The 22,687-nt window shown below is 38.9% G+C and carries 15 protein-coding genes; 12 read left to right on the top strand and 3 right to left on the bottom strand.

All coding sequences use genetic code 11. The features are described from left to right. Positions 1-54: 54 nt before the first annotated feature. The 9 genes from uvrC (at position 55) to ABXZ32_RS04030 (ending at position 13,818) form a co-directional block, all read left to right on the top strand. Positions 55-1,842: an excinuclease ABC subunit UvrC gene (uvrC, locus tag ABXZ32_RS04070; RefSeq protein ID WP_354617393.1), complete on the top strand. Its 1,788-nt coding sequence runs from the start codon at positions 55-57 to the stop codon at positions 1,840-1,842. 17 nt (positions 1,843-1,859) lie between these two features. After that, a complete protein-coding gene (locus ABXZ32_RS04065) occupies positions 1,860-4,097 on the top strand; it encodes a patatin-like phospholipase family protein (protein WP_354617392.1) in 2,238 nt (745 codons plus the stop codon). Between the two features lie 181 nt (positions 4,098-4,278). Next, positions 4,279-5,421: a 4-hydroxyphenylpyruvate dioxygenase gene (gene hppD / locus ABXZ32_RS04060; protein WP_354617391.1), complete on the top strand. Its 1,143-nt coding sequence runs from the start codon at positions 4,279-4,281 to the stop codon at positions 5,419-5,421. A 353-nt stretch (positions 5,422-5,774) separates the two neighbouring features. Then, entirely contained in the window at positions 5,775-6,521 is a 747-nt protein-coding gene (locus ABXZ32_RS04055) for a DUF3108 domain-containing protein (RefSeq protein ID WP_408016787.1), read from the top strand. A 6-nt stretch (positions 6,522-6,527) separates the two neighbouring features. Beyond that, positions 6,528-7,490, top strand: a complete 963-nt coding sequence (locus ABXZ32_RS04050) for a tryptophan 2,3-dioxygenase family protein (RefSeq protein WP_354617389.1) — start codon at positions 6,528-6,530, stop codon at positions 7,488-7,490. A 6-nt stretch (positions 7,491-7,496) separates the two neighbouring features. Beyond that, the gene (locus tag ABXZ32_RS04045) at positions 7,497-8,765 is read left to right on the top strand and encodes a peptidoglycan DD-metalloendopeptidase family protein (protein WP_354617388.1); all 1,269 of its coding nucleotides are present in this window, start codon (positions 7,497-7,499) and stop codon (positions 8,763-8,765) included. 2 nt (positions 8,766-8,767) lie between these two features. Then, positions 8,768-10,405: a glucose-6-phosphate isomerase gene (gene pgi, locus ABXZ32_RS04040; protein WP_354617387.1), complete on the top strand. Its 1,638-nt coding sequence runs from the start codon at positions 8,768-8,770 to the stop codon at positions 10,403-10,405. Between the two features lie 173 nt (positions 10,406-10,578). Next, positions 10,579-13,290 (top strand): TonB-dependent receptor, encoded by a 2,712-nt coding sequence (locus ABXZ32_RS04035; protein WP_354617386.1) that lies wholly within the window; start codon positions 10,579-10,581, stop codon positions 13,288-13,290. A gap of 90 nt (positions 13,291-13,380) precedes the next feature. Next, a complete protein-coding gene (locus tag ABXZ32_RS04030; protein ID WP_354617385.1) occupies positions 13,381-13,818 on the top strand; it encodes a hypothetical protein in 438 nt (145 codons plus the stop codon). 44 nt (positions 13,819-13,862) lie between these two features. On the opposite strand, the gene ABXZ32_RS04025 is transcribed toward ABXZ32_RS04030, so the two are convergent. Next, entirely contained in the window at positions 13,863-14,909 is a 1,047-nt protein-coding gene (locus ABXZ32_RS04025; protein ID WP_354617384.1) for an endonuclease/exonuclease/phosphatase family protein, read from the bottom strand. A gap of 110 nt (positions 14,910-15,019) precedes the next feature. Here ABXZ32_RS04025 and ABXZ32_RS04020 point away from each other — a divergent pair, with 110 nt between their 5' ends. Together ABXZ32_RS04020 and ABXZ32_RS04015 are read left to right on the top strand one after the other, a co-directional pair. Further along, the gene (locus tag ABXZ32_RS04020) at positions 15,020-17,755 is read left to right on the top strand and encodes a TonB-dependent receptor (RefSeq protein WP_354617383.1); all 2,736 of its coding nucleotides are present in this window, start codon (positions 15,020-15,022) and stop codon (positions 17,753-17,755) included. Positions 17,756-17,773: 18 nt separating this feature from the next. After that, complete coding sequence (locus ABXZ32_RS04015) at positions 17,774-19,144, top strand: DUF5689 domain-containing protein (protein WP_354617382.1); 1,371 nt, start codon at positions 17,774-17,776, stop codon at positions 19,142-19,144. Between the two features lie 105 nt (positions 19,145-19,249). Here ABXZ32_RS04015 and ABXZ32_RS04010 read toward each other — a convergent pair whose 3' ends face one another. Both ABXZ32_RS04010 and ABXZ32_RS04005 read right to left on the bottom strand, forming a co-directional pair. After that, a complete protein-coding gene (locus ABXZ32_RS04010) occupies positions 19,250-19,648 on the bottom strand; it encodes a response regulator (protein WP_354617381.1) in 399 nt (132 codons plus the stop codon). A gap of 4 nt (positions 19,649-19,652) precedes the next feature. Continuing rightward, positions 19,653-21,875: a PAS domain S-box protein gene (locus ABXZ32_RS04005; protein ID WP_354617380.1), complete on the bottom strand. Its 2,223-nt coding sequence runs from the start codon at positions 21,873-21,875 to the stop codon at positions 19,653-19,655. A 281-nt stretch (positions 21,876-22,156) separates the two neighbouring features. On the opposite strand from ABXZ32_RS04005, the gene ABXZ32_RS04000 reads away from it, so the two are divergent. Further along, positions 22,157-22,639: an ankyrin repeat domain-containing protein gene (locus tag ABXZ32_RS04000; protein ID WP_354617379.1), complete on the top strand. Its 483-nt coding sequence runs from the start codon at positions 22,157-22,159 to the stop codon at positions 22,637-22,639. The last annotated feature ends 48 nt before the right edge of the window (positions 22,640-22,687 follow it).

The following is a 22,687-nucleotide window of genomic DNA, read 5'->3' as shown; positions in this document are numbered from 1 at the left end:
TTTGGGAGTAGTTTATCTTTGTAGGGAACAATATGAAAAATAAGGTGAAAACCTATGTCGGAGATACCAATTAATGTTCTACTCACAACCCTGCCTTCGAGTCCAGGAGTCTACCAATTCTACGATAGCAATGATAAGATTCTATATGTTGGAAAGGCAAAGGATTTAAAGAAAAGGGTGTCCTCCTACTTTTCCAAAACCCATGAGATAGGTAAAACACGGGTATTGGTCAAGAAAATCAGGGATATAAAACATATTGTGGTAGCTACAGAGTCCGACGCCCTTTTGTTGGAGAACAACCTTATTAAAAAATATCAACCCCGTTATAACGTATTGCTGAAGGATGATAAGACCTATCCTTGGATATGTATAAAGAATGAAAGGTTCCCTAGAATATTTCCCACTCGCAGACACATCAAGGATGGTTCAGAGTATTTTGGGCCTTACACCAGTATGAAGACGGTAAAGACTTTGTTGGAGTTGATAAAGAGTGTATATCCACTGCGCACCTGTAATTATGATCTGTCCCAAGAGAAAATAGAGGCGGGGAAATATAAGGTTTGCCTGGAATATCACTTGGGAAATTGTAAGGGGCCTTGTGAAGGGTACCAGACCCAGGAAGAGTACCACCAGGAAATTCAGGATATCAGGGAGATCATAAAAGGGAATTTTAAATCATCTCTGCAGTATTTTAAAAATCAGATGAAGACTTATGCCGAGGAAATGAGGTTCGAGGAGGCGCAGCAGATAAAAGAGAAAATAGATGTTTTGGAGAATTACGAGGTGAAGTCCACCATTGTCAATCCAAATATCAACAACGTGGATGTTTTTTCCATAGTTTCAGATGACCTGTATGCCTATGTGAACTTTTTGCAGATTTCCCATGGGTCCATTGTGCGATCCCATACGCTGGAAATAAAGAAGAAATTGGACGAGGAAGATCAGGATCTTTTGGCTTTGGCCATCGTGGAAATCAGGCAACGTTTCAATTCTTTTTCCAGGGAGTTATACGTTCCCTTTGAAGTAACCACAGAACCGGGCCTAAAAATTACGATTCCAAAAATGGGGGATAAGAAGAAAATTTTAGAGCTATCCGAGCGAAATGCAAAATACTTTAGACAAGAAAGATTTAAGCAAGAGAAGATAATAGATCCCAACAGACATGCCAATAGGATTATGGCCCAGATGCAAAAGGATTTGAGGCTATCTGAAGAGCCAAGGCATATAGAATGTTTTGATAACTCAAACATACAGGGCACAAATCCCGTAGCAGCCTGTGTTGTTTTTAAGGACGGAAAGCCTTCAAAAAAGGATTATCGTCATTATAATATTAAAACGGTAGAAGGGCCAGATGATTTTGCCTCCATGGAGGAAGTGGTATTTAGAAGATACAAGAGACTTCTAAATGAAGCAGAGCCCTTACCACAGCTCATTGTAATAGATGGGGGAAAAGGACAATTGTCATCTGCCTTAAAGAGCTTGGATCTTTTGGGGTTAAGGGGCAAAATTGCTATCATTGGGATAGCAAAACGATTAGAGGAGATTTATTTTCCCGGAGACTCAATCCCATTATATCTTGATAAAAAGTCTGAATCTTTAAAGATCATCCAACAACTGCGTAACGAGGCCCACCGCTTTGGTATAACTTTCCATAGGAACAAGAGAAGTAAGGGGGCTATTAATTCAGAGTTGGAAGGTATAGAAGGAATTGGAGAAAAAACCGCCCAAGATTTACTAAAAACATTTAAGTCGGTGAAGCGCATTAAAGAAGCTTCGGTGGAAGACCTGGCCAAAACGGTTGGAGCGGCCAAGGCAAAGAAAATTTATGATACGTTTCATTAAAGACTTAACTTGATCCTATGAAAAATAAAATTCTCATTTACCTCATTCTTTTTTGCTTTGGAACCATTTTTTCCCAAGAGAAAGAGCTTAAGGTGGGACTTGTGCTTAGCGGTGGAGGCGCTAAAGGTCTCGCCCACATAGGGGCATTGAAGGTTATTGAGGAATCTGGGGTAAAAATTGATTATATCGGGGGTACAAGTATGGGTGCAATTATAGGGGCACTGTATGCTTCGGGATATTCTGCGACCGAACTCGACTCTATTTTTCAGAGCACAAATTTTCCAAAATTAATTCAGGATAATCTACCCCGAAGTGCCAAGACGTTCTATGAGAAGGAAGATTCTGAACGATATGCCCTGACACTTCCGTTCAATAATTTTAAAATTTCATTTCCCCAAGCCCTTTCTGGGGGTCAAAAAATATATAATGAATTGGTTAGGCTATTGTACCACGTTAAGGACATTAGGGATTTTGATAAGTTGCCCATCCCATTTCTGTGCGTAGCCACAAACGTGGAGACTGGGGAAGAGGTGTTGTTAAAACAGGGTTATCTGCCTGAAGCAATTTTGGCGAGTGGTACCTTTCCTTCCCTTTTTGAACCTTCGGAAATAGAAGGCGCCATATTGATAGATGGAGGTGTGGTAAACAATTATCCCATCAAGGAGGTGAGGGAGATGGGGGCTAATTTTCTGATCGGGGTAGACGTACAGCACGGACTATCTAATAGAGAAGCATTATTGTCTGCAACAGAGGTGCTATTGCAGATCAATAATTATAGGACGGTGAAAGATATGGTTAAAAAATCCCAAGAAACGGATATCTATATACAGCCAAATATTGAGAAATACTCGGTAATCGATTTTGCCCTGGGGAAGAGCATTGTCCGAAGCGGGGAGGTGGCAACGAGTGCCAAATATGCCGAACTAAAGGAACTTGCCATCCGGCAAAACAGACCGGAGACTACCAAAAAAAGAGTGGTAACCAAAGACTCCTTGACTATTAACGGGCTTGTTTTAAAAGGGAACGATAACTACACTAGGGGATACATAAAAGGGAAATTGCGACTTAATCTGGAAAATGAAATGTCGTTTGAAAAATTACAGCAAGGGGTCAACAATTTGGCCGCAACTGGAAACTTTCGATCCATACGATATGAATTGACCCCAGATGGTCCCGATGCCGTGGATTTGATAATGAATTTAAGGGAAAACCCTAACAAAACCTTCTTGCGGATGGGCCTGCATTACAATGACCTCTACAAAAGTGCGGCACTGATAAATCTTACCAAAAAGAATTTGTTGATGGATGATGATGTATTTTCCTTCGATTTCATTTTGGGGGATAAGCTCCGATACAATTTTCAATATTATGTGGATAAAGGTTTTTACTGGAGTTTTGGGGTAAATTCCAGATATAGTGATTTTGATCATGAGGTTGGCACCAGTGTAATTGCCTCGAATTTTGATTCTTCGGATATCAGTAACGTGAACACCATAAATCTGGATGTATCAGATTTAACAAATCAGGCATATCTGCAGACTGTTTGGGCAGAGGAATTTGCGATCAGTATAGGAGTGGAACACAAGTTCTTAAAATATAGTACCACAACCATAGGAGAGACCTTGATGGACGAATCGTCCTCAAACAGGATAATATTTGATAAAAGTGATTATTTAAGCACCTTTGGTCAGCTTACCTTGGACACCTATGATGATAAATATTTCCCGACCAGAGGTCTGTTTTTTGATGGGGATTTTCATTTGTATTTATATTCATCGGATTTCAATAATAATTTCAAGGAATTCTCAATAGCCAAAGCCAGAATGGGGGGAGCCTTTCCCATATCCGATAAATTATCTGTTAACCTGGAAACGGAAGGTGGCTTTAAATTGGGGAAGTCAGAAGTGACTTCTTTTGATTTTGTCCTTGGGGGCTATGGCACCAACTTGATCAATAACTTTATTCCATTTTTTGGGTATGATTTTTTGAGCTTGGTGGGAAATAGTTTCGTGAAGGCGCACGGTCGGGTCGATTATGAATTCCTTCCAAAGAACCACCTTTTGCTAGCTGCAAATTTCGCTAGGGTGGACGATGATATTTTTAGGACAGGGCAATGGTTCAAAAAACCAGAATACTCAGGGTATGCCTTAGGGTATGGTTGGGAATCTTTTATCGGTCCCGTCCAAGTGATGTATTCTTGGTCCCCTGAAGTAAGAAGGGGGAATTTGGTTTTTAGTATCGGATACTGGTTTTAAGTGAAATTATCAAAAAAAGTCATTGAATTTTACGATATTTGTAATTCATAAAAGAAACAGTGATGCTTCAATATAGAATTGATATAACTGCCCATCTTAGGGCCATGTGGTAACTGCTGATATATTCGCTTTTACAACGTTTAATCATTACTTTTTTTAATCAAAATATTCAATACCTATTATGGCACAATTAGATAAGACTTCATTTCAATTACCAATAGAAAATCCGGCTGCGGAAGATTTTTTACCGCTTTTGGGCACCGATTATGTGGAACTTTATGTGGGTAACGCAAAGCAAGCGGCACACTATTATATGTCTGCCTGGGGTTTTCAGCCTTTGGCTTATGCCGGACTGGAAACAGGACTTAAGGACAGGGTCTCTTATGTTCTGCAGCAAGATAAGATAAGATTGGTTTTAACCTCTCCTTTAAAATCTGGAGGAGATATTAACAGGCACATAGATGCGCATGGTGACGGTGTGAAATCCATCGCCCTTTGGGTAGATGATGCTACTAAAAGTTACCAAGAAACCACTAAGAGGGGGGCTGAGAGTTATATGGAGCCCAAAACCATGGAAGATGACAAAGGAAAGGTCGTGGTTTCTGGGATACACACCTATGGGGAGACTGTTCACCTATTCGTGGAAAGAGGAGATTACAAAGGGGTGTTCATGCCAGGATTTAGAGCATGGGATCCAGTTTACAAGCCATCAGATGTAGGGCTGAAATATATTGACCACATGGTAGGAAACGTGGGCTGGAACGAGATGAACAAATGGTGTCAGTTCTACGAAAAGGTAATGGGATTTGCGCAATTGGTGTCTTTTGATGACAAGGATATCTCTACTGAATATACGGCCCTTATGAGTAAGGTGATGAGCAATGGCAACGGAAGGATTAAATTTCCTATCAACGAACCTGCAGAAGGGAAGAAAAAATCACAGATTGAGGAATATATAGAGTTCTACAATGGCGCCGGTGTTCAACATATGGCCATGGCTACCGATAATATCATTGAGACGGTTACCGCCTTGAAAAATAGAGGGGTCGAGTTTTTGACCGTTCCCTCATCTTATTACGAGGACGTATTGGACCGTGTGGGTGAAATAGATGAAGATTTAGAGCCTCTATCAGAGCTGGGTATCTTAATCGATAGGGATGATGAAGGGTATTTGCTTCAAATATTTACCAAGCCTATTTTGGATCGCCCTACAATGTTTATTGAGATCATTCAGCGAAAGGGAGCAAAATCCTTTGGAAAAGGTAATTTCAAGGCTTTGTTTGAAGCTATAGAAAGAGAGCAAGAATCAAGGGGAACACTTTAAGAAGATTTGTTTTTCTTAATGATTTCCTAAAATTCTTTTAAAATATATAAACAACTGTTAAAGGTAAAGTTAAAGTCCGTTAAAGTGGATTTAGATACGAGAGTTATAAATTAACTTTGTCCTCAAGTAAGGGGTGGTTCCCTTACAACTTTAAGTATTGGTTTTTCATAATTTAAAGTTTGGTTGGTTATTTAGGAAAAGCCCAGTTTTAGAACTGGGCTTTTTTTGTGCGCAATAGTTTGGAACAAAATTTGTTTATATAACAAGAAATCAAAAATAGTATAGACTTGTTTTTACTATTTTTACCTGAACATTAGAAAATGAGAAACATTTGTTTTGCACTTATAGCGCTTATGACCTTTTCTTTGAGCGCCCAAGAAAATAATTCAGCTTTCAGGGCTGGTGAATGGCTGAGGTTTCGCATTCATTATGGCATCTTTAACGCCAGTTATGCCACCTTACAGGTCAAATCGGATACCATGAAAGGGGTTCCTGTATATCATGTTGTAGGAAACGGGAAGACCACCGGTTTAGCCAGTATCTTCTTTAAAGTAGACGACACCTATGAAAGCTATTTTGGAATGGAAGATGGGAAACCATACAAGTTTGTCAGAAAGATTGATGAAGGTGGGTATACCAAGGATATTGAGATCAATTTTGATCATAGGAGTCAATCCGCAGAGTTAAACGATAAAAAAAACAATAAAAAGTTTAATTTTGCCGTCAAAGAGGACATTCAAGATTTAATATCTGCCTTTTATTTTCTAAGGAACAACTACAAGGCAGAAGATTTAGAGGTGGGGAAATCCATAGATCTGAATATGTTGTATGATGATGACGGGGTTTTTAAGTTTAAACTAAAATACCTTGGTAATGAAGTTTTGAAAACCAAATACGGCAAAGTGGAGTGCTTAAAGTTTAGACCTTATGTACAATCGGGTCGGGTTTTTAAAGAGCAGGAAAGTTTGGCGCTTTGGGTGTCCAATGACCTGAACAAAATTCCGATCAGGATCAAAGCTGATCTGGCCGTGGGATCTATCAAGGCCGATTTGGATGGCTATAACGGTCTTAAGAACCAGTTCAAAATTATAATGGAATAATACTTAATGGAGAATAAGGAGAAAATAGAATCCCAGATATTAAAACTTGAAGAAAAGTACAAGGATTCCGGCCAGGATTTGAGCTCTTACTTAGACGGCTTGCTCTATCAACGCTACCTTACTTACTGGGATTACATCCATCTGGATACCCTTCTTAGTCTACAAGTACCCCGCACCCATTTTCCTGATGAAGAAATTTTCATCATGTACCACCAGATTACGGAATTGTATTTTAAACTCATTCTCCACGAACAAAAGCAGATAGTGGATGATAAATCACAGGAGTTAAATTTCTTTCTGGAGAAGGTCAATAGGATCAATAACTATTACAAGGCCCTTATTTCCTCCTTTGGGATTATGATTAAAGGAATGGAACGGGAGCAGTTTCTTCAGTATCGCATGGCCTTATTGCCGGCAAGTGGATTTCAATCTGCCCAGTATAGGATGATTGAGCTTTATGCCACTCCCCTGGAGAATTTGGTACATCAATCGGAAAGAAATGATTTCTCTGCAGAAGATGGAATTGATGAGCTTTACGAGCATATATATTGGAAAAAAGGAGCCACTGATGTGGTTACCGGAGAGAAAACATTGACCCTTAAGCAATTCGAATATAGATACACGCCAAGGTTTATTAGAATAACCAACAGTGTTAAAGGGCATACCATCTATGAAAAATATCAAAATTTAAACGAGGAAACCAAGAGCAATAAGACGTTGATAGAAGCGTTAAAGGCATTGGATATCAATGCAAATGTGAATTGGCCATTGATGCATATGGGATCTGCATATAGGTATTTGGATAGGGAAAATGGAGCTGTAGATGCTACTGGCGGGACTAATTGGAAGGAATACTTGCCTCCCAGTTTTCAAAAAGTGATATTCTTTCCTGAGATATATTCTAAGGAAGAGTTAAATAATTGGGGAAAGCAGTGGGTGGACCATATCTTTAACCCGCATAAAAAGTAGGAGAACATGAAATTATATTTGGGCTTAATTCTTTCATTCTTATTGTTGGCCTCTTGCAAGGACTCGGGGTCTTCGGATAAGGACATGGCAGAGGTTGCGACCATTACAAAGCCTATTGTGATAAAACAATTTGGTTTTAATCTGGATGATTTTACTGTGCTTCAGGATACTGTCAGAAATGGGGATAGTTTCGGGGAGTTGATGTTGCGCAACAAGGTAGAATACCCCAAGATCTATAAAATCTCCGAAGAATTTAGGGACACCTTTGATGTCCGAAAGATTGTGGTTGGAAAACCTTACCTTATATTAAAATCAAAGGACACCTTGGAAAAAGCCCAAGTGTTTATCTACCAGAACGATCTTATTAACTATACGGTTATTGATTTAAGGGATTCGGTAACCGCCTATAACAAACGCAACAAAATAAAGTATGTGCAGAGGGAGGCCTCCGGTGTAATTACGTCCTCTTTGTCCGAAGCTATTTTGGAACAAGGCATTGATTACAATATTACCAATAACCTTTCCCAGATTTACGCTTGGACCATTGACTTTTTTAGACTTCAGAAGGGGGATAAATTCAAGGTCATTTATAAGGAAAAGTATATTAATGATTCCATCTACGCAGGAGCTGAGCCAATTGAGGCTGCTTATTTTGAACACAATGGAAAAACCATTTACTCTTTCGGATACGAAACAGATACAGTCAATAAGGTAAAGGATTATTTTGACGAGCAGGCCAAAAATTTGAGAAGGGCTTTTTTAAAGGCCCCTGTTGAATTCAGTAGAATTTCCTCCAGATATAACTTGAACAGAAGAATTGCATACTACGGATATAAAGTGAGGCCTCATAAAGGCACTGACTATGCTGCTCCGATAGGCACGCCAATTTTAGCTACCGCAAACGGCACAGTGGAAGAATCTACACGTAGAGGTGGTAATGGAAAATATGTGAAGATCAAGCATAATGGCACCTATAGCACACAATACCTTCACATGAAGAATCAGAATGTGCGTAAAGGCCAATATGTTAAGCAGGGAGATGTTATAGGGTGGATCGGTATGACGGGCAATACAGGAGGACCCCATGTTTGTTATCGTTTTTGGAAGAACGGTCATCAGGTAGATCCTTTGAGGGAGGAGCTGCCAACTGCCGAGCCATTGTCCGATGCTTTGAAACCCGATTATTATGCTTTTATTTCCCCTTTAAAAGAGCAATTGGACTGTATAGAATTTATGGAATTGCCTGAAGAAGATTTATTAACCGAGAACCAATAAAAATGTCATTAAAAAAAACAAATCCCACAAGTGCGAAAGCATGGAATGCGTTGGGAGATCATCATAAGGAAATCGAAAACACACAATTAAAAGATTTATTTGCGTCCGACAAGGACAGGGCAAAAAAATTCACCTTGCAGAGTCAAGGTTTTTTTGTGGACTATTCTAAAAATAATATTACTTCTGAAACTAAGGGTCTATTGTTGGACTTAGCGAAAGAAGTAGGCCTGAAAGATGCTATCAAAAAATATTTTGACGGGGATATCATTAATGAAACAGAAGGCAGGGCAGTACTCCATACGGCACTAAGGGCTAAAAAGGGGGATGACATCAAAGTAGACGGTGAAAATGTGATGCCAGAGGTCTATACGGTCAAAGCAAAGATCAAAACATTTACAGAAGCCATTATTTCCGGTCATAAAAAGGGATACACGGGTAAAGCCTTTACCGATGTGGTGAACATTGGTATCGGAGGATCAGATTTGGGTCCTGCCATGGTTACCGAAGCTTTAAAATTCTACGGGAACCATTTAAAGATGCATTTTGTCAGTAATGTAGATGGGGATCATGTCTATGAAACATTAAAAGGACTGGATCCTGAGACTACTTTGTTTGTTGTGGTATCCAAAACTTTTACCACACAGGAGACATTAAGCAATGCCACAACCATTAAAAAATGGTTCTTAAAACACGCTTCCCAAAAGGATGTTGCTAAACATTTTGCTGCTGTATCCACCAATACGGCTAAAATTGAGGAATTCGGTATTCTAGATGAAAATGTGTTCCCAATGTGGGATTGGGTAGGCGGTAGATTTTCACTTTGGAGTGCGGTTGGGTTATCCATTGCATTGGCCGTGGGGTATGAAAATTTTGATTCGCTGTTGATGGGTGCCAACGAAATGGATGAGCATTTTAGAACAGCGGATTTTGAAGAGAATATTCCGATAGTTTTGGCCTTATTGAGCGTGTGGTATAACAATTTTTATGGTGCCGAGACCGAAGCCATTATTCCCTACTCTCAATATCTGAGTCGATTTTCCGCCTATCTACAGCAGGGTATCATGGAGAGCAATGGCAAAAGTGTGGACAGAAATGGAGAACGGGTTTCCTATGAAACAGGAACCATTATTTGGGGAGAGCCAGGAACCAATTCACAGCACGCTTTTTTCCAATTGATCCACCAGGGGACTAAATTGATCCCAGCAGATTTTATTGGGTTTAAGGACTCTTTGCATGGGGATACCGACCACCACAATAAATTGATGGCCAATTTCTTCGCCCAAACAGAGGCGTTGATGAATGGTAAGACCAAAGAAGAGGTGCGTGGGGAATTGGAAGGCAAGAGCATGTCAAAGTCAGAATTGGAAGCCTTGCTGCCATTTAAAGTTTTTGAGGGAAACAAACCTACCACTACTATTTTGATCGATAAGCTGACCCCAAAAAGTTTGGGAGCATTGATCGCACTTTATGAACACAAAATATTTGTTCAGGGGGTGGTGTGGAATATATACAGTTATGATCAATGGGGTGTAGAATTGGGCAAACAACTTGCTACGACAATCCTAAAGGATATCGAAAATTCAGAAATTGCCAATCATGATGCATCTACAATGCAGCTTCTTCATTATTTTAAGAGTTGAGTTTATTAACTCTAAATTCTTAATAACTTAAGATAAGTTGTTGTTGCAGAAATGTTGTTTTGTAAATATTATGTTAAATTTGCGGCTTCTAATTTAACATTAAGAAAATGCTCTCATGTGAAAAATTACTCACTTTTGCAGCATTATTTACAAACTAAACAACATTTGAAAGAATGAAAAAAATGTACTTCGTACTTGCCGCATTTTTATTTACGGCATTCGCATTTGCACAAGGAACAATTACTGGAACTGTCATTGACGGTGATTTAGGAGACCCGTTGCCTGGAGCAACGGTAATGGTTCAAGGCACATCTAATGGTGTAGCCACGGATTTCGATGGTAAATTCTCTATTGAGGTTACCAGTAATAATGGAACATTGATAGTTTCCTATATTGGCTTCGTTTCCAAAAAGATTGCCTTTGCAAAAACAGGTAGTGTTGGCGCTATTGGTTTAGAGCCAAATGCAGAAGAATTGGAAGGAGTTATTGTCTCTGGCGTCCAGGATATAGCTAGGGACCGAAAAACACCTGTAGCCGTTTCCACGATAAAGGCTGCTGATATTCAAGAGAAGTTAGGTTCTCAAGAATTACCTGAAATACTTAATACAACGCCCTCTATTTACGCAACCAAAACAGGTGGTGGATTTGGGGATGCTAGAATTAACATTAGAGGTTTTGATACTAATAACTCTGCTGTAATGATCAATGGAGTTCCGGTTAATGATATGGAAAACGGGCAAGTGTATTGGAGTAACTGGGCGGGACTTTCCGACGTTACTTCCGCTATACAGGTACAACGTGGTTTGGGTTCTTCAAAGTTGGCTGTTTCATCAGTAGGGGGGACGATTAATGTTGTAACAAAAAGTTCTAAAAACGAAGAAGGCGGATCATTTGGTGCAACGGTTGGAAATGATAATTATTTAAAAACCATAGCTTCTTATTCCACGGGACTTCTCGAAAGCGGATTTTCAACTTCCTTATTGTTAAGTCGTACTGCAGGGAGCATGTATGCCGATGGTACAGAATTTGAAGGAGCTAACTATTTTCTTTCAATGGGTTATACCAATGTTGACCATAGTCTTGAGTTTACTGTTACCGGTGCCCCTCAGTGGCATCATCAAAGGTCTTTTGCGCCATCAATATCTGATTATATAAAATATAGTGATAATGGCGTTGATCCGGACAGAAGGTATAATAGTGATTATGGCTTTTTAGATGGTAAAGAATATAACTTCAGAAGGAATTTTTACCATAAACCAGTTGTAAGCTTAAACTGGGAATGGAAAATAAGCAATAAAACAACGTTGGAAACATCTACATACGCTTCTTTTGGTAGAGGGGGAGGTACTGGTGAAATAGGACGTTCTGCAGGGGCAAGACAATTTGATGGAAGATGGAAAACAGAAGACGGTCTAGTAGATGTAGAAAGAATAAGAGCCTATAACTCTGGACAGCCAGTCTTATTTAATGGATCCATCGTTCAAAGGGAAACGACTAATGGCATATATGTGAATCAAGGTAACGGAGATAGATCGGCCGCCAACGGAATTTCTAGAAGGGCTTCCGTAAATTCCCATAACTGGTATGGGATATTAGCAAACTTTAATAATCAAATTAATGAAGACCTTGTAATTGATTTTGGGGTTGATTTAAGAAAATATAAGGGATTCCATTATAGAAGGGTTAATGATAGATTAGGTGGTGATGCTTATTTGCAAACAGATAACGCGAATAATGATCCTGATCCGCTCTATTTTAAAAAGTATAATGCCAATCAACCTTGGTGGGTTTTTGGTAATATAGATGACGAAGAAAAAATAGATTATTACAATACGGGATATGTTAATTGGCTGGGTGTTTTTGGACAAGTAGAATATAATTTTAATCCAGATGTTACAGGATTTATTCAAGGTTCACTTTCCAATCAAGGATTTGCAAGGGAAGAATTCTTTAATGAAACTCCTCCTGCAAAAACCGACTTTGAGAATATTTTAGGAGGAAATATCAAGGGTGGTATTAACTGGAATATAGACGCTAAAAATAATATTTTTGCAAATGCGGGTTATTATTCTAAACAACCATTGTTTGATGCTGTATATATTAATTTTGGAAATAATTTAAACCCTAATTTAACCAATGAAAAAATAATTGGTTCGGAAATTGGATACGGATATAGAAGTTCAAGATTTAGAGCTAATGTCAATCTTTATAGAACAAGTTGGAAGGATCGCTTTGAATCCGTTTCGGCTACATTCAACGCTAATACTCCAGAGGAAGTAAGAGGAAATGCCAATTTATTGGGAATTACCCAGGTGCATATGGGTGCTGAAGTAGATGCAAGATGGCAGGCCTCTGAAATCTTTGCGTTAACTGGAATGGTTTCTATTGGTAATTGGGAATATAAAGATGATGTTAATGCCACATTCTTTGATGCCAATCAAAATCCAATTGTTATAGACGGACAAGAACAACAGGAAATTCTTCCATTGGATGGGGTTAAAGTTGGTGATGCGGCACAATTTACGGCCTTTATTGGAGCTGACCTGAAAATTTGCGAAAGCCTTAGCGTAGATGCTGGCTATCGATTTGCGGATAATTTATATGCGGCGTTTGATGCAACGGATGTTACTGAAGATGGTGCTTTAAAATTGCCATCATTCGGGCTTTTAGATGCTGGGTTGTCTTTTAATATGCCCTTTGCTGGCAAGAAAATGACGCTAAGATTAAATATGAATAACGTATTGGATGAGACCTACATTGCAGAATCAGATACTAATATTTTTGCTGAACAAGGTGATCCTACATTTGATGGGATAAATACTAGCAATAGAGTATTCTTTGGGTTTGGTAGGACTTGGAACGCAAGTGTGAGATTCAATTTTTAAATTGACAAAGAAAGATTATATGACCCCGCTCAACAGCGGGGTTTTTTAATGCCCAAAAATTAGTACTTTAGGGCTTTTAAAATTTATCTCATGTACGAAATTATACAAAGTTTACATTCTTACTTAGGCTATATCGTTTTGATCATATTGATCCTGGCGGTGGTCAATGCCATTTCAGGACTTTTTAGCAATAGAATATTCAACTTGGAAAAGGACTTCCGAATTAGCCTCTTTGCGCTGATTTTTACACACATGCAGGTTCTTATAGGGTTGATCCTTTACTTTGTGTCCGCAAACGGCTTACAGGCCATACGGGAATTAGGGATGGGGGGCTTAAACTCCGCAGCTCGTTTGTTGGCGGTAGAGCACCCATTTATAAATATCATTGCCGTGGTGCTTATTACAATAGGTTGGTCCAAACATAAAAAGGTGATGGAGGCCAAGAAGAAATTCAAGACTATCTCCATCTTTTACGGATTGGGATTACTACTGATCCTAAGTAGGATTCCATGGGGACAGTGGTTTTAAACCAACTCTAAAATTCATGGGTAGTCGTTCCCTTCACAGCCAGGCTATTTTGCTTTTTTAATTAGATAAACAAATACCGGAAAGTGGTCGCTGTACCCAGCAGTGTAATTTCCTCCTGAATATGTCCGAAATGGATATCCCTTATAGGGTCCGGATTGGGTGCTGATATAGGAAGGTTTAAAAATACCCGTTTTCCAATATTGGTAGGTATTTGCATCGCTATCCAATAAGTTTTGAGTGAATAAAATCTGATCAAATAGATTCCATCGGTCTCGATATGCCAGTGAACCGAGTCCTTTTTTATGTAATTTTTCCATGGGATTGTGCATCGCTTGCATTGTATTGGAAGAAGACCTTGGGCCACCTGCTCTCAAAGTTATTTTTAAGCTTGTGTCAGTTGGGTCATCATTAAAATCTCCCATGCTTAAGATCTTTGCGGCATGATCTGTTTTTAGGATTGAATCTATGATTCTTCTATTGAGTTTGGCGGCGGCTATTCTATTCGGTTCGCTTCTAGCCTCCCCACCACTGCGGGAAGGCCAATGGTTGACTATCAGATAAATTTTTTCCGTATCCATAAAACCCTGAACCACCAACTGATCCCTCGTGTAATCCCGTTCCCCCTCGTCATTGATGAGCAATAATCGCCTGCTACTTGTATGGGCAGGTATAAAAGCACTTTGCTTATAGAGTAATGCTACATCAATGCCACGTTCATCTGGTGATTCATAGTGTATGATTCCGTAACCCTTGTCATTCAAGTTATGGTGGGCAATAAGATCTTCGAGTACCTGTCTATTTTCTATTTCACAGAGACCAATAATATCTGGTGAAGTGGTGGAAATAGCTGTACCTATTTCTGATAGGACTCTGGAAATATTTTCAATTTTCTTTTTGTATCTGTCGGTCGTCCATTGATCTTTTCCGCTTGGGGTGCGATCGTCGTCAAAGGTATTGGGATCATTAACGGTATCGAAAAGATTTTCAACATTGTAAAAGGCAATAGTTCTTATACTATAATGGGCCTCGGCTTGCGGGTACAAAAAGCAAGGGGCACATAAAAAAAGTAAGGATATATATTTGAAAAGCATACAAAAATCGATTATAAGCTCAAAATAATCAAAAAATTAGGAATAAAGTTGAATAATTGTCGTATATTTTCTATTTAAATTGCGAATTAGATTTTCATCAATAGTATTACATGCATTTTTTTTGGTCTTTATTGTTCTTTTTTGTCATCTCCCTCAATGCTTTTTCACAGGAAAATTTTGATGTTAAAGGTCGTGTTCTAGAGGGTAATACCAAAAAACCAATTGGTGGTGCAAAGATTCTTTTGGAAGGGAGGGAGGACTTCGTAATTTCCGATGAACTAGGCAATTTTCAGGTGTTTACCAGTTCAAAGAATTTTGTTTTGGTGATTTTTATGACTGATTATACGACAAAAAAATATCCTATAGAACTAGAAGAAATGTCTTTAGATCTTGGTGATATTTTTCTGGAAAGGGATATCACTTTAGAAAAAACCGATAATCTAATAGCGCTTACAGAGGCAGATTTGGCCGACGATGAAAGCAGTTTTGGGAATATGGGTATTTTACAGGCCACCAAGGATGTTTTTTTAAATAGGGCCGCCTTTGATTTTGGCCAGGCATTTTTTAGAGTGAGAGGATACGATGCCGAAAATGGATTGGTACTCATCAATGGTCTACCGATGAACAAAATATTTGATGGAAGACCACAATGGAACAACTGGGGAGGTTTGAATGATGTGGTACGTAACCAAGAATTTTCCAACGGTTTGGATCCATCCGACCGCAGCTTTGGTAGGCTTTTGGGCCTTACCAACATAGATACAAGACCTTCTTTAATGCGTCCAGGAACAAGACTCTCTTCTTCTGCTTCCAATAGGACCTATACCGATAGAATTATGGCAACCTATAATTCAGGGAATAATGGGAACCAATTGTTCTACAGTATTTCTGCATCACGCAGAAGTGCAAAGCAAGGATATATACAAGGCACATTGTACGATGCTTATTCAGTTTTTGGCGCCCTAGAATATCAAATAAATTCAAAAAACAGCCTTCTTCTTACTTCTATATTGTCAAGTAATAGAAGGGGTCGGTCATCGGCTGTGACCGAAGAGGTGTTCCAATTGGCGGGTAGAAAATACAATCCTTATTGGGGTCTGCAAGACGGTCAAATTAGGAATTCAAGGGAGCGAAGAATCGCTGAGCCCATATTCATGTTCAATCATATGTTAAAGGCAAAAAATATCCGGATTAGTTCTGGAGCGGCCTATCAGTTTGGGACAACTGCGAGAAGTAGGCTTGGTTACTCCAATGCTCCAAATCCAGATCCTACCTACTATAGGTATTTGCCCAGCTATTATATCAATAGCCCTATTGGAGCCAATTTCGAAAGTGCTAGGATTGCCAAGGAAGCATTTTTGGAGACTCCACAATTACAATGGAATACCTTGTACCAGTCCAATATGAATACTATTCCGGTTGGCATGGCCTCCTATCTCTTATATGATGACATGACAAGGGATAACCAGATTACTTTTAATACAGTTGCAAACCTTAAAATAAGCGAACATTTTAAATTGGATGTAGGAACTACCTACAAAATGCTCGATTCCAACAATTATGCAATGATCAACGATCTGTTGGGGGCAGAATATCACGAGGACAAAGATGCTTTCTCAGATACCCGAAATGATGTAAACGGGGATCTTTTAAAGGTTAAAGGGGATACATTTAATTATAGTTATACGATGGAGGCTTCGGATTGGAATGCTTTTGTCCAATTGAGATACAATTATAAATCATGGGATAGTTTTTTATCCTTGCAGTACGGAAAAACAGAATACCAAAGGGAAGGATTATTTCTTAATGAGCGATTTCTTGGATCTATCGGTCAAAGTGAAAAAGTATTTTTCACCCCTATGGGGGTTAAAGGGGGACTTACCTATAAGTTCAATGGAAGGCATTGGATGAGTGTAAACGGTGTCTATTTAAAAAAAGCACCTACCCTTCAAAATTCTTTTGTTAATCCACGAGAAAGCAACCAGATCGTTCCAAATCTACAGCACGAGACCAATTCCTCGGTGGACTTCAATTATTTTATCCGCCTCCCCAAAGTAATGGGACGCCTAACAGGATTCTATTCCCGTTTTCAAAACACGACCGACATTAATTTTTTCTTTGTGGATGCTGGCGTTGGTTCCGATTTTGTTCAAGAAGTGGTAACCGATTTGGACAAATTGCACATGGGGGTAGAGCTTGGTCTGGAATACCAAATATCCTCGTCTGTAAAGCTCTCCGCTGTAGCCGCTATTGGAAAATATCTGTATGCAAGCGACCCATTTGTGAGCATTAATTTTGATACGGCCGGTGCAGAGGAGGATGTACTGGATGAACGGGGATTTATAGATCTTGGAATTGCGAAGATAAAGGACTATAAACTGGCACAAGGACCCCAAAAAGCATATGCCTTCGGTATTGAATATAGGGATCCAAAGTATTGGTGGGTTGGAATGTCCGCAAATTATCTGGCCAACAACTATAGCAACATTTCTACTATTACCAGGACTCAAAGTTTTTATTTGGACCCAGAAACAGGGAGCCCATTTCCAGAGGCTACCGAAGAAAATGTAATGAAATTATTGCGGCAAGATCCCTTGGATAATTTCTATTTATTGAATTTAGTGGGCGGTAAGTCGTGGTTGGTCAATTCAAAATATATCAGTGTTTTTGGGAGTATCAACAATGTATTCGATACGGTTTTTAGGACCGGGGGTTATGAACAGAGTAGAAATGGTAATTACGGACAGTTAGCTAGGGACAATGCCAGTGGCAACCCTTCATTTGCTCCAAAATATTGGTATGGATATGGTCGTACTTATTTTCTAAATCTGGCTTTTAGTTTTTAAATCTGTTACATGGATAGCATGAAATTATACATAAAGCTTCTTTCAATTCTAACTGTGCTTATAGCACTATTGGCAGCGAGTTGTGTTGCAGATAGATCTTTTGATGTTCCCAAAATTGAGTGTGGGGAAGGATTGGTTTCCAATATCAGTTTTGCAGATCTTAAGGGAATGTATGTTGATCGCGTATTTCAAATACAAGATGATTTGGTTTTGGAAGGGTATATCAACTCCTCGGATCATGCAGGAAATTTCTTTGGAACCTTGCATTTACAAGACAAGACCCAAAGTCCCGAACATGGGTTGCAAATAGAATTGGATGCAAGGGACTACCATCTTCTATATCCTGTTGGCAGCAAGGTATACGTCAAATTAAAAGGACTTTATTTGGGCCTGGGCAAAGAAAGCTATAAGCTTGGAGCCGTTTTCAGCTCCTTTGGGAACTTATCCGTAGGAAGATTGCCCGTTGCAGCTGTTAAGAAGCATATAATCAATGCTTGTGATTCCCCCTTTGAACTTCAAGCTGTTAAGACAGGGCTGGATAGCCTGGTAGAAATCCCCTTGAACACCTTGGTTGAATTTGATGGGTTGGAATTTGAAGAAGGAGAATTGGGCAAAACCTATGCTGAATATCAGAAAGAAACGGTGAGAGTCGTTAAAGATTGTGATGGCGAAAACATTGGACTTTTAAATAGTGGGTACTCAGATTTTCAATCAGAATTGTTGCCGGAAGGTAACGGCAAGATTAAGGGAATTTTGTTGAAATCAAAAAGTGCATTTCAATTGGTCATTAATAATTTGGAAGATGTGAACTTTTCTAATGAGCGATGTAAAATAATACCCACGGAATTTACTTCCGAGAACGTTTTTATATCAGAACTCGCAGATCCCAATAATAATACTGGGGCTAGGTTTGTGGAGCTGTTTAATTCGGCTGCCCAACCTTTGGATCTTAATGGCTGGACCCTGATGCGATATACCAATGCCAATCCCGAGGCGAGTTCATCTTTGGATCTGTCAGGTCACCAAATTAGAGCCAACAAGACCTTGGTGATTTCTCCCAATAAGGAAGAATTTGAGCTGGTGTACGGATTTGCTCCGGACGTTGGGATTTCTACCAATAGTCCAGCCGACTCCAATGGGGATGATAATTTGGTTTTGGTAGATCCATTTGGAAAAATAATAGATGTTTTTGGGGTGCCTGGAGAGGATGGCTCGGGGACCAACCATGAATTTGAGGACGGTAGGGCAGAAAGGGTAATTGGGGTCTCTAGAGGAAATCCCATATTTACTTTTGAGGAATGGTTAATTTACAATGATACCGGGGGGAACGGGACCATTAATCTACCGCAAAATGCCCCTGAGGATTTTAGTCCAGGATGGCATGAGTAGAGCTATAAAAAAACTCCATCTAAATAATTTTAAGATGGAGTTTGGTTCAATTCCAAGATTATTCCGTGGGAAAATCTTCGTTAGCCATTACTTCTTGCATTTGGTTTACATATCGTTCAATACTTTTTCCAAGTCTACAATCCGAATGGGTTTTAGAATGTAATTGTTTACGAGCCCATACATTTGTACTTTTTGTATATCCATTGGATCTATGGAAGAGCTAATGATATATATGGTCACATGCTCCCTATTGTTATTAGGAATTTTTATGAAATCCTCCAAAAACTCCCATCCGTCCATTATGGGCATGTTAATATCAAGGAATATTACATTGGGAAGCTTTTTGTTCTCTGCTGTCAATTGTTTTAGACCATCCATAGCTTCCTGACCGTTGTTGAACACAAGGATTTCATCACAAAAATCAATTTTTTTCATGATTTTTTTGGTGCCATAAATAAATATGTCGTCGTCATCTATGATACAACTGCTATTCAATTTCCCCATTATATTATGCTTTTATCAATTTTTTCTTTTTCTGGGCAATCATTAAGGTAACCTTAAAAGTAGTTCCTTTACCAACTTGACTCTCCACACTTATTTTTCCATTCATGGCCTCTACCTGGTTTTTGGTGATAAACAGACCTATTCCTTTTGCATCTTTGTGCTTGTGGAATGTTTTATACATCCCAAAAATTTTCTTCCCGTGTTTTTTTAAATCAATGCCAATACCGTTATCTTGAAAAATGAGGGTATAATTACTGCCTTTCATATCAGCGGAAATGGTGATTTTTGGCAATCTGTCCGGAGAGCTATATCTAATGGCGTTTGTGAACAAGTTCAACAGAACGCTGTCCAAGTAGGCAGGGATGGCCCTGACCATAATATTGCTCGGAACATCTATAGAACAGTCAACTTGATTTTCCAAGATTAGGGCAGAAAGGGTTTTTTTGACATTTTTAATCCTATCAAGGATGTTGATATCCTTTAGGCCATTAGTGCCTTGTGTCTTGGTCTTCACCACGTCACTTAAATGTAAAATAGTTTCATTTAAGCTGCCTGCGGAATTTTCAAGCAATTTGACTATTTCGTTTTTCTCCTGTTCATTTTCTTCTTGTTTTAAAAAGTCGATCAACATTGAAATATTTGAAGCGTGGGATCTAAGGTTGTGAGATACAATATGGGCAAAATTTAGCAAACTGTCATTTTGATTTTTGGTGATGTCAAAAAGAAGTTTTGTTTCATTCTCCGCTTCAATTCTAGAAGTGATGTCCATTATCTGGGAAATGAAATGGGAAAGTTCACCGTTTATGTTTTTTATTGCCGATACGGTGAGCACCGCATAAATGATACTTCCGTTTTTATGGAAATAGCGCTTTTCCATTTGGTAGCCGTCCCTTTTCTTTTGCACTACTTCGTTCAACAGGTGTAAATCCTTCTCGAGGTCTTGGGGATGTGTGATGTCCTGAAAGGTCATTTGTAAAAATTCTTCTTTAGAATAGCCGAATCCCTTACAAATGCTATTGTTCACATCTATCCATTTCCCGTCCACGGCAACAATAGCTATGCCCATAGCGGAATTTTCAAAGGCACCTTGAAATGACTCTTCACTACTTGTTAGCTTTAATTCGGTGTGCCTAAGCTCGGTATAGTCCCAATTTGTGCCAACAACACGTACGGGCTTACCATCTTCATTTTTTAAAACTTTGCCAATGGCCCTTATATATCTAATGCTACCATTGGGCCAAAGTATTCTAAACTCCGTGTCATACGATCTTTCTCCAGAAATGGCTTTTGCCAAACGTTGGTCCACATGGCCCCTATCATCTGGATGGATAATATTCTCATAAGCTTCATAGGTTGAAGCGAAATCTTCCTCCTTTATCCCAAAAAGCTGATACATATTGCTGTCCCAAACAGCAGTATCGGTTTCTATATCGTAATCCCAAATACCTATTTCAGCGGCATCCATGGCAATCTCAAGGCGCTGAATGGTCTCCTGGTAGCGTAATTCTTCCTTCTTCCTTTGAGTTATGTCTTGTATTGTTCCAAAAATCCGGATACATTTTCCATTGATTATTTCACCACTTCCTTTTTTTCTAACCCATTTTTCCTTTCCTTTTGCAGTAGTGATCAGGAAATCTTCGCTCCAAGATATTCCCTCGGTCAGGGTGTTCATAATAACTGAGGTTATTCTGTCTCTATTAAGACCTTCTTTATAAAATAATAATGTACTTTCTAAAGTAGGCTCAAAATCCAGAGGCACCTCCATTATGGCTTTTGTAATCGCAGTCCAATAAATATCATTGGAATCAATTTGTATTTCCCAACCTCCAATAGGAGTAGTATCAAGGTTGTTTTCTAGTTTTACTTTCCTAGGAGATGCCAACGCTATTTCCTCCACATTAATAATTAGGCCCCCATTATTTCCCTGGTGGTCCTTCCATGGATTGGATTTCCAAAGAAGTTTTTTGAGTTGGTCTTTGCTGTTCAAATATTCATGGCCCAAATTGGTGCTAATGTCGCCTTGAAGGCTAAGCTCAAATGTGTCCAATATATTCTTTGGAACAAACGGAAAGACCTCTAAGAAGTTTTTGCCAATTATGTCATTTTCTTCCAGGCCATATTCGTTTCGCAAAACTTTCGAACAGCGGATAAATCGCAAATCGTTATCCAGTATAGCTGTCGCATTGGGGGAAAATTCGATCAGTGATTTTATAATTTCCGTTTTCAAACCTTAGAAGTGTTAAACTATTAAAAACTAATTACTTAGTTAAAAATAGCACTAAAATTTCGAATTTTGGATAAAATCGGCAACTTTAAGAGAATAAAATCTATTTCTTAAAACGATAGGATAATTCTATGAATTGATAATTTATTAATATGGTTTGTCTATTTTAAGATGAACGTAATAGAGTAATTTTTGACTTGCAAATTTTGAGCGACAATACTATTAGAACGATTTGTTCTACCTTATTCCCTTCAATGGGCATGTGGGCTTTTAATTATATAACAATGACAGAAACAATAGAAAAGTTTTATTCCGCCATTCGAAACGGTGACCTCAATTTAATTGAGGAATTGATATCCAAAGATGGCTCTTTGATAAACGTCAAGGACCAACGAGGTTCTACTCCATTAATTTTGGCAACCTATTATGAACACAGTGCTGTTGCAAATTTGTTGTTAGAACGCGGTGCAGATATAAATGAAAAGGACAGTTCGGGAAACACGGCCTTGATGGGTGTTTGTTTTAAGGGGTTTACAGCAATAGCCAAAAATCTTATTGATAAAGGGGCCAATGTGAATACTACCAACACCATGGGCGCAACTGCTTTAATCTATGCCGCAACCTTCAACAGGACAGAGATTGCCAAAATGCTAATGACAGAAGGTGCGGATATTTCAGTTAAAGATGCAAGGGGGCAAACAGCATATGATCATGCAAAAATGCAGAACAATGCACTTTTAATGGATTTGCTTGCACCGGGCAGATAAAGGATTTCACCTTCTTAGGCATAAATGCTCCAATTATTATTGAAACGC

The sequence above is a fragment of the Sediminicola luteus genome (assembly GCF_040566555.1).
Taxonomy (GTDB): Bacteria; Bacteroidota; Bacteroidia; order Flavobacteriales; family Flavobacteriaceae; genus Sediminicola.
Note: the sequence above shows the minus strand (reverse complement) of the source record. Positions and strands in the feature narration are given on the sequence as shown.

Excerpts from the sequence above, each read along its gene's own strand:
- uvrC (WP_354617393.1), top strand. The coding sequence starts at position 55 with ATGTCGGAGATACCAATTAATGTTCTACTCACAACCCTGCCTTCGAGT.
- ABXZ32_RS04065 (WP_354617392.1), top strand. The coding sequence starts at position 1,860 with ATGAAAAATAAAATTCTCATTTACCTCATTCTTTTTTGCTTTGGAACC.
- hppD (WP_354617391.1), top strand. The coding sequence starts at position 4,279 with ATGGCACAATTAGATAAGACTTCATTTCAATTACCAATAGAAAATCCG.
- ABXZ32_RS04055 (WP_408016787.1), top strand. The coding sequence starts at position 5,775 with ATGACCTTTTCTTTGAGCGCCCAAGAAAATAATTCAGCTTTCAGGGCT.
- ABXZ32_RS04050 (WP_354617389.1), top strand. The coding sequence starts at position 6,528 with ATGGAGAATAAGGAGAAAATAGAATCCCAGATATTAAAACTTGAAGAA.
- ABXZ32_RS04045 (WP_354617388.1), top strand. The coding sequence starts at position 7,497 with ATGAAATTATATTTGGGCTTAATTCTTTCATTCTTATTGTTGGCCTCT.
- pgi (WP_354617387.1), top strand. The coding sequence starts at position 8,768 with ATGTCATTAAAAAAAACAAATCCCACAAGTGCGAAAGCATGGAATGCG.
- ABXZ32_RS04035 (WP_354617386.1), top strand. The coding sequence starts at position 10,579 with ATGAAAAAAATGTACTTCGTACTTGCCGCATTTTTATTTACGGCATTC.
- ABXZ32_RS04030 (WP_354617385.1), top strand. The coding sequence starts at position 13,381 with ATGTACGAAATTATACAAAGTTTACATTCTTACTTAGGCTATATCGTT.
- ABXZ32_RS04025 (WP_354617384.1), bottom strand. The coding sequence starts at position 14,909 with ATGCTTTTCAAATATATATCCTTACTTTTTTTATGTGCCCCTTGCTTT.
- ABXZ32_RS04020 (WP_354617383.1), top strand. The coding sequence starts at position 15,020 with ATGCATTTTTTTTGGTCTTTATTGTTCTTTTTTGTCATCTCCCTCAAT.
- ABXZ32_RS04015 (WP_354617382.1), top strand. The coding sequence starts at position 17,774 with ATGAAATTATACATAAAGCTTCTTTCAATTCTAACTGTGCTTATAGCA.
- ABXZ32_RS04010 (WP_354617381.1), bottom strand. The coding sequence starts at position 19,648 with ATGGGGAAATTGAATAGCAGTTGTATCATAGATGACGACGACATATTT.
- ABXZ32_RS04000 (WP_354617379.1), top strand. The coding sequence starts at position 22,157 with ATGACAGAAACAATAGAAAAGTTTTATTCCGCCATTCGAAACGGTGAC.